Here is a 6,720-nt window from a genome sequence, read left to right as displayed (position 1 = left end):
GGTGAATCCTACACCGAATGGAAGCACCGAGATTGGTTGACGGAGGCGGGATTTGTCGCCATCGAGCGTGCGAATTTTTTATTAGACGGTAGCGGGCTTATGACGGCGCGGAAAGCCGGGTAGATGATGCGTTGTCACCGCTTCTAATGCTATTGACGATTCGGACAGGAAATAGCGCACGGCGAGAAATGGTACGCTCACATGCAATGGGAATATGAAATCGTCGCACTCGGGCTGATTGTTGATGCTACCGAACCGAAGCAACGAGAAAAGCATGAGAAGAATTTGAATAATCTTGGGTCAGAGGGTTGGGAAACTGTAGCGTATGTCTTCCAGAGTGATACCGTTCTGTTAAAAAGACCGGTTAATCAGACCACCGACAATGAACCGAGGTGATTTAACAAGCCGCTGTTATCCTTCATCGTCATCAGTCGCTGCCCGTGTTGCAATATCTCGTGTGGCCTTCTGGCCACTCATAGTGTCGTCGGACATCTCCGCTATTATCTCCTGAAGCGATTCCATTTTGCCGGCCTTCTCCATGCCGAACCGCTGAAGATTACCTGAGAGAGAACTCACCAGCGGTCTTTTGTAGCCGTCCAATTGCGCCAGCGCCTTGGGATTTTGCCTTGCTTTCTGATTGTTCTGGATCACGCCGTCGATTGCCTGATTAAACGTGACCAACAGCGAGACGTCGCTCGCGATGATCTCCGCCAACACACGCACGGCGGTGCTGATCTGCGCATCACCGCCCTTGTCTGCAAGCAAACCCGCTAGAATTTCCTCTCGAACTGACTGTTCAGTGGGATTCAACGCGCCGTTGCTGCGTCGCTGCGAGATTCTTGAGAGACCGTGGCGAAAAGCATTCTGATTTCCCGGTGGTCCCGACTTGCCGGCTAATCCTGCCATGCGTAGAGCTTACCGCATGATCGGTAAGTTTGCCGCTGTGCAGAGCGATTCGTGTGCTCGGTTGCGACCGCATTCGTATTATTGCCGCGTTTTCTTCTGGCAAAGTAATGGCAAAGTTAGAAAATTAGCATGTGTTCTCATAGGGTTGCACGCGATATGAGAATCATCAATCCTCGTGTCGTTCGATTCAATTATTATCGGGTTCTAGCTCATTGGAGTTATATTCTTCCTATACAGTCGGTCAATGACGAAATAGTTTGGAGCGTTTCTAAAGTTCCGGCGAAGGTAAAGCTAGACAGGGGCATGTCGCTTGAACCACAGTTGAACGGCAGTATCGTGATTTAATTTTTCCTACTCAGACTACGCATGTTCATGTGCTTGGTGAGACTAGTGGAAGTACGACAGTGAACGTGCTTCCGTGGCCAACTTCGCTCTCGGCGGTAATTGAGCCTTTTTGTTGTTCGAGGATCTTTTTAGAGAGCGCAAGACCCAGGCCGGTTCCTTGTTGAACTTTCGTAGTGCCAATATTGAGTTGGACAAAATCGTGAAAGATGCGCGGCAAATCCTCTTCTTCAATGCCTATACCAGTATCCTTTACTTGTAACCGAATCTGCTTTTGCTCGTCGACTGTGAGCGCAATTTTGACGTTGCCATTAGCGTGATTATATTTTATGGCGTTCGACAAGAGATTATAGAGAACCTGCTTAAACCTGAGTAGGTCTAAGGTGACGATGTCGTTGTCGATGGACGCATCAACGTTTATGGCAACATTTCTCTCATCCGCCATCGGTTTGACAACCCCGCAGGTCTCGGCAATGGCTTCCCTGAGCGAAAAACTTTGAACCTTCAACTCCAACTTTCCGCTTGCAACTTTGGCCAAATCGAGCACGTCATTAATGACCTCGAGCAAGTGCTCGCCGCTTTTCAAAATATCGCTTAGAAATTCCTTTTGGTCAGGATTCAGAGGACCAGCTTTCTTATCCACGAGCATTTGAGAGAAGCCGATGATGGCATTTAATGGGGTACGCAACTCGTGCGACATATTAGCGAGGAAGTCGGACTTGGCGCGATCGGATAACTCTGCTCGTTCTTTGGCCTCGCGGAGCTCCTCAAAGATCTTAGCGTTTTCCGAAGCGACACCGACTTGCTGAGCGATGGACTCGAGCAGTTGTAGTTCCTCCGGAGCGAACTGACGCTTTGTAAGATTAGTGACATGCAGCGTACCCAAGATTTTGTCCTTGCTCCGAATCGGAAACGCCGCGCCCGCCTGGAAACCAAGTGAGGCGACTGTACCTGCCCGACTCAGCTCACGATACCGCGCATCATGTTGCAGGTCCTCGAACACTAGTCCTGAAATAAGCGCCAAGGAGCTAAAAGTATTCGTCGTCGGGCTGCGAGTAGCTCCTTGACGGTTCGTAAGCGCTTCAGGGAGTGCGTTTGTATCACAAATCGGATTCAATCTGGCGTTGTCGGACGATTTGCGAAGTTGGATACTGATTTTGAACACACCGCTGCCTGCCTCTGCTCGCTGGAGCGGGAAGATCTCGTCACGTCAAAGCCCCAGCTTTTAAGTTTGTAACCGAGCATGAGCCGTCAGGATGTCGGGCAAATACCGATGCGATCCGGCTAGCCGCACGACCACGCTGTGGCCGAGCTTTAGGACTTTGGCCGCGATGTGGACAAAGTGGCGGCGAAAGCGCTTCCACTCCCAACGCACCACCTCCGCGGGCAAGGCCAGTTGGGCGATCCACTTGCCCAGATTCCACGCCAGCCGAGCGATTTCGAGCCACGCCGAGTTGCCCATGAACTGCGCCACTGGCATGCGCCACCCGGCAATGCCGTGACCGAATTGCTCGATGACGTTTTCCTGGTCGCAGCGCTGATACGTCAGATCGACGACCTTCTGAGCCGTGTAAGAACGGGGCAGATCGCTCAGCACCAACCGGTAACGGAAATGCTTTAAAAGCACCCCCTGGCCATCGCTCTCTTCGATCAATATCCGCCGCACGATCAGCCGACACGGAAAGGGAACCCCGGAGGGCTGATACTCGATCTCGCTGATCCACTGCTTGACGGTGCTCAACGTGCGGTACCCGCGCTGTTGGGCTTTGTTCTTACGGTAGTTCGGTGTGCGCCCCTGGCGCCAAGGCCCGCCGGATGCTTCGCGTTCAGCGCGCGGATAAAAGCGCTGCCAACGCTTCTCAGAAATCCTCTCCGCCAGCGCTGCCCGGTTCCCATACAGTCGACCTCCAATCGCAAAGTACGCTCCCTGCTCGATCACCGCCTGGTACACATCGGCGCGGTCAAAGTCCGTATCGCCGCGCACAATCGCGTTTTTGAAATGGCGCTTAACCCGCGGCAACACCTCCCTAACAGCCTCGGCGGCTGCGTCCGAAGACCGGGCGCTGCCCGGCTGGTTGACCACCTTCAAGCATTCCCCGCTGCCCCCCAGCGTCACCACCAACGGCTGATACGACCAACGCCCGTCGTAGCTAAAATCCGCTCCCTCTTTCTGTACCCCGTACAGGGGCTTGATGTGCCCATCGAGATCCACCAGCGCCATCTCGTGCTTCTTTCGGTGACGACGCACCTTGGCGGGCAACTTCGACCACACCACCTCTTGCACGTCGTCGCCCGCGCCACTGAGCTGCCCCACCTCTTGTGCGCTCTTAAACCGACGCAGGAAATCTCCGGCCGTCGTCGGGTCCGGGATCCGCCATGCTCCCACCAGCCGTCTTACCGCCTCGCTCCCTTGCAACGCCCCTTGATCTTCCAAACACGTCCCATCCGCATACAGCGTATACGCCAGCGCCAGCACGTGGTCCGACTCGTGATACGGCGCATGACGCTTGAGCAACTTCAGCCCTTCGTCGATTCGCTTGGCGACCCCAAAGCGCCGCACCAACTGCTGCGCCAATACCAGCCCCCCATAGTGCGTCATCTCGCCGCGCGGATCGCCCTCAAGATGAAGTAGCGGGTGACGTATCACCCGACCACGGGTCTCAGGCCACGGGAGTTCCGCAGGATCGACGCTGGTCCCTGAATTGACGTGACTTGCGCGCTCAAATGGGATAGATACTTTCACTTGGAAGCCCTCTACTTTTTGAGGTTACGTTGCGGTGTTGCAACTCTTCGTATACCCCATTCTAGAGGGCTTTTCTCGTCTCAGTACTTTTTTTCACTTTACAACTATCAGTACAGCGCTTACTTGAGGGCTAGTCCGCCGATGATCCGCTCTTCACGCAGCAGCGGCACGGCCAGGCTGGCGCGGAAGCCGAAACGCTCAAGCATCTGGCGCATGCGCGGCGCGTAAGCGCGCTCCTCCAAGATATTGGGGACCACGACCGGTTCACGACTCGCCGCCGCCCGGCCGACGACTCCGTCTCCTAGCCGCGGCGGATTGGCGCGCAGGGCATTGATCAGTTCTTCTTCCATATGATCGGTGGCGCGCAGGAGAAACTCTTCCGAAGATTCGTCGTATTCGTAAATCGCTCCGCCGTCGGTGCCGCTGAGTTGAACGGCGTGGGAGACGATTCTCGTTAGCACGGTCTCGAGGTCCAAAGTCGAGCTGACCGTTTGGCCGACTTCACCTAGCGCCTCAGCTCACCGACCGAGCGAGCCAACTCCTGCGTCCGCGCCTGCAATTCCTGGAACAAGCGCACGTTCTCGATTGCAATCACTGCCTGATTGGCGAAGGTTTCTAGGAGCATGATCTGCGCCGCGGTGAATGGGCGCACTTCGGTGCGCCGTGCGTTCAGCGATCCGATGAGGTTGCCTTGCAGACGGAGGGGAGCGCCCAAGTAGGTGCGAAAGATGCCGGCGGCACCGATCGCTGGAAATTCGTTTTGCGCGTGGAGGTCGGGAATGTGGAGCGCGCCGTGCCCGCTCAGCCAGCGCTGCTCTGGCTCATCAATGCTGATCTCGCCGCGGCCGAGGGGTATTGGACCAAAATGGGCGCGGGGAATCATAAAGTTTGCCTCACGAAGTCGCAGATGCACATCGTCAATCCCACAAACCCGGGCGGCGCTTTCGACGATGGCGTCGAGCACTGGCTGTATGTCAGTCGGCGAGTGGCTGATAATACCGAGTACTTCGGCCGTTGCCTTCTGGTGCTCCAGGGCCTCCCGAAGTTCCCCCGCCTGCGCGTCGAATCTTTTCTTCAGGGCGGCGTAGGACGCGGTAGATGATGAGCTCCGCGATTTTGGCTTTGGACCTCCAGGCTTCCTTTTAGAATCGCTCTGCAGCCGGTCTTTTTTGATCTTATTCTTGGCCACGCCTCAAGCTCCCCTAAAGCCAAAAAACCCGGCCCGGGCAGATCCGGTCCGGGCGACAGCATGGTACGCACGAATGCGATGTCTGGATCGACCGCCTTGCGTTTTCGCTCACTCAGTGTCGTCCAACTTGTCCCTACTACAACACGCACTAAGCACCGGTCAAGAAGCGGAATCTGCGAAGCCAGATTCAACTATTCACTTCAGAGCGCATTGAACGAAGCTTCATCTCACGTAAGACTCTTTGGATGGAGAATCCAATCCAATTACGGGATCAATGTAAAAGATAAGGGAGCGTAGGACGGCGAACTTTGAGAGCGGAATTGAAAGGTCGGTCTCAAGCCGATCGCTAAATAACTCTTTACTTTCCATTCTTTCTCGCAGCGCTAGGCTACGAAAGCTTCCAGGATCGAGACATCGGAGCCTGTCGGCACCACGCGTTGCAGCCGAAATCCCGCTTGACTCAGCAGACCCGAGTATTCATCCGCTGTCCTGAGCCGCCCGTGCAGCATCACCAGCAATGTCATGTCGAAAAGATGCGCAGGGCATTGCTCGTTCGGCGCCCCGATCAGAGGTTCGATGATCAGCAGGCGTGTGTCGCTGTTCATTGCCCGACGGCAATTTTTGAGAATCCGGAGCGCCTCTTCGTCGGTCCAGTCGAAAAGCACGCGCTTTAGTAAGTAAGTATCGCCATCGGAGGGAACGTTATCGAAAAAATCTCCCGCCATAAGCGTGCAGCGGGGCAAAGGACCGCCGAGCCCCGCCTTTGCCGCCTCGATGGCGGATATCTGGTCAAATAACATAGCGGAGAGATGAGTGTGGCGCGCCAAAATCGCGGAGAGGAATCCGCCGTTGCCGCCGCCAACATCCACAACCGTCTTACTGTCCAAGAACTTGTACGCTTCGAGGATTGCCGCTGTTTCGATCCGTCCGCGGTTGCTCATACCCGCATGAAAGATCGCTTCCTGTTGCGGATTTGCGCGAAGAAAGCCGAATAAATCGTTCATCCCGGGTTTGCCGGTGCGAACACTGTCTGTGATGGTCTTAAAACTGTCGTAGACAATTTCGTGACTATAGATCGCATAATCGCGGACGGATTGAGGAGAGTCCTTTCGTAGCGTGTCGCCGAATGGCGTTACGAAAAATCGCTCGCTCTCATCCTGGCGCAGCACGCCAAGCCCTGCGAGCACGCGCAAGACGCGGTACAAGGCTGCGGGATCGAGTTCGAGTTTCTGCGCGAGGTCTTGCGCGCTGGCTCCGTTATCACCGATATTATCAGTGAGTTCCAGCTTAGCCGCTACGTAGATCACCCGGGTGGGAATATACCCCATGAACAGACGGATCATGGATTGCCCTAGTGTTTGGTTCTCATTGCCCATGGATCCTCCCTTCCGTTGTCATGTTACGGGCGTGGAGCAAAAAAATTCGGGCGCGGGCTATCGTTCTTTGAACGGTATTCCAGTTTGTTTCGCAATATCCAGCAAATCATCCACTACTGGTTTCAACAGCGGAATTCCTTGTTTGCTTCTTATCGCTTCGGCTT

Annotated in this window: 7 protein-coding genes; 1 reads left to right on the top strand and 6 read right to left on the bottom strand. The window is 55.0% G+C overall.

Annotated features, from left to right (window positions below):
• The first annotated feature begins 201 nt into the window (after positions 1-201).
• Positions 202-396: a DUF4177 domain-containing protein gene (locus ACREC7_RS15080; protein WP_431556514.1), complete on the top strand. Its 195-nt coding sequence runs from the start codon at positions 202-204 to the stop codon at positions 394-396.
• Between the two features lie 15 nt (positions 397-411).
• Here the strand turns inward: ACREC7_RS15080 and ACREC7_RS15075 are convergent, their stop codons facing one another.
• The 6 genes from ACREC7_RS15075 to ACREC7_RS15050 form a co-directional block, all read right to left on the bottom strand.
• The gene (locus ACREC7_RS15075) at positions 412-906 is read right to left on the bottom strand and encodes a hypothetical protein (protein ID WP_431556513.1); all 495 of its coding nucleotides are present in this window, start codon (positions 904-906) and stop codon (positions 412-414) included.
• A 370-nt stretch (positions 907-1,276) separates the two neighbouring features.
• A complete protein-coding gene (locus ACREC7_RS15070; RefSeq protein ID WP_431556512.1) occupies positions 1,277-2,413 on the bottom strand; it encodes an ATP-binding protein in 1,137 nt (378 codons plus the stop codon).
• A 60-nt stretch (positions 2,414-2,473) separates the two neighbouring features.
• Complete coding sequence (locus tag ACREC7_RS15065) at positions 2,474-3,847, bottom strand: IS1380 family transposase (protein WP_431556511.1); 1,374 nt, start codon at positions 3,845-3,847, stop codon at positions 2,474-2,476.
• Positions 3,848-4,110: 263 nt separating this feature from the next.
• Positions 4,111-4,467 (bottom strand): GAF domain-containing protein, encoded by a 357-nt coding sequence (locus ACREC7_RS15060; RefSeq protein ID WP_431556510.1) that lies wholly within the window; start codon positions 4,465-4,467, stop codon positions 4,111-4,113.
• 29 nt (positions 4,468-4,496) lie between these two features.
• Complete coding sequence (locus tag ACREC7_RS15055; RefSeq protein ID WP_431556509.1) at positions 4,497-5,180, bottom strand: GAF domain-containing protein; 684 nt, start codon at positions 5,178-5,180, stop codon at positions 4,497-4,499.
• A 383-nt stretch (positions 5,181-5,563) separates the two neighbouring features.
• Complete coding sequence (locus tag ACREC7_RS15050; protein WP_431556508.1) at positions 5,564-6,556, bottom strand: methyltransferase; 993 nt, start codon at positions 6,554-6,556, stop codon at positions 5,564-5,566.
• Positions 6,557-6,720 lie beyond the last annotated feature (164 nt).

This window comes from Methyloceanibacter sp., assembly GCF_050728395.1.
Taxonomy (GTDB): Bacteria; Pseudomonadota; Alphaproteobacteria; order Rhizobiales; family Methyloligellaceae; genus Methyloceanibacter.
Note: the sequence above shows the minus strand (reverse complement) of the source record. Positions and strands in the feature narration are given on the sequence as shown.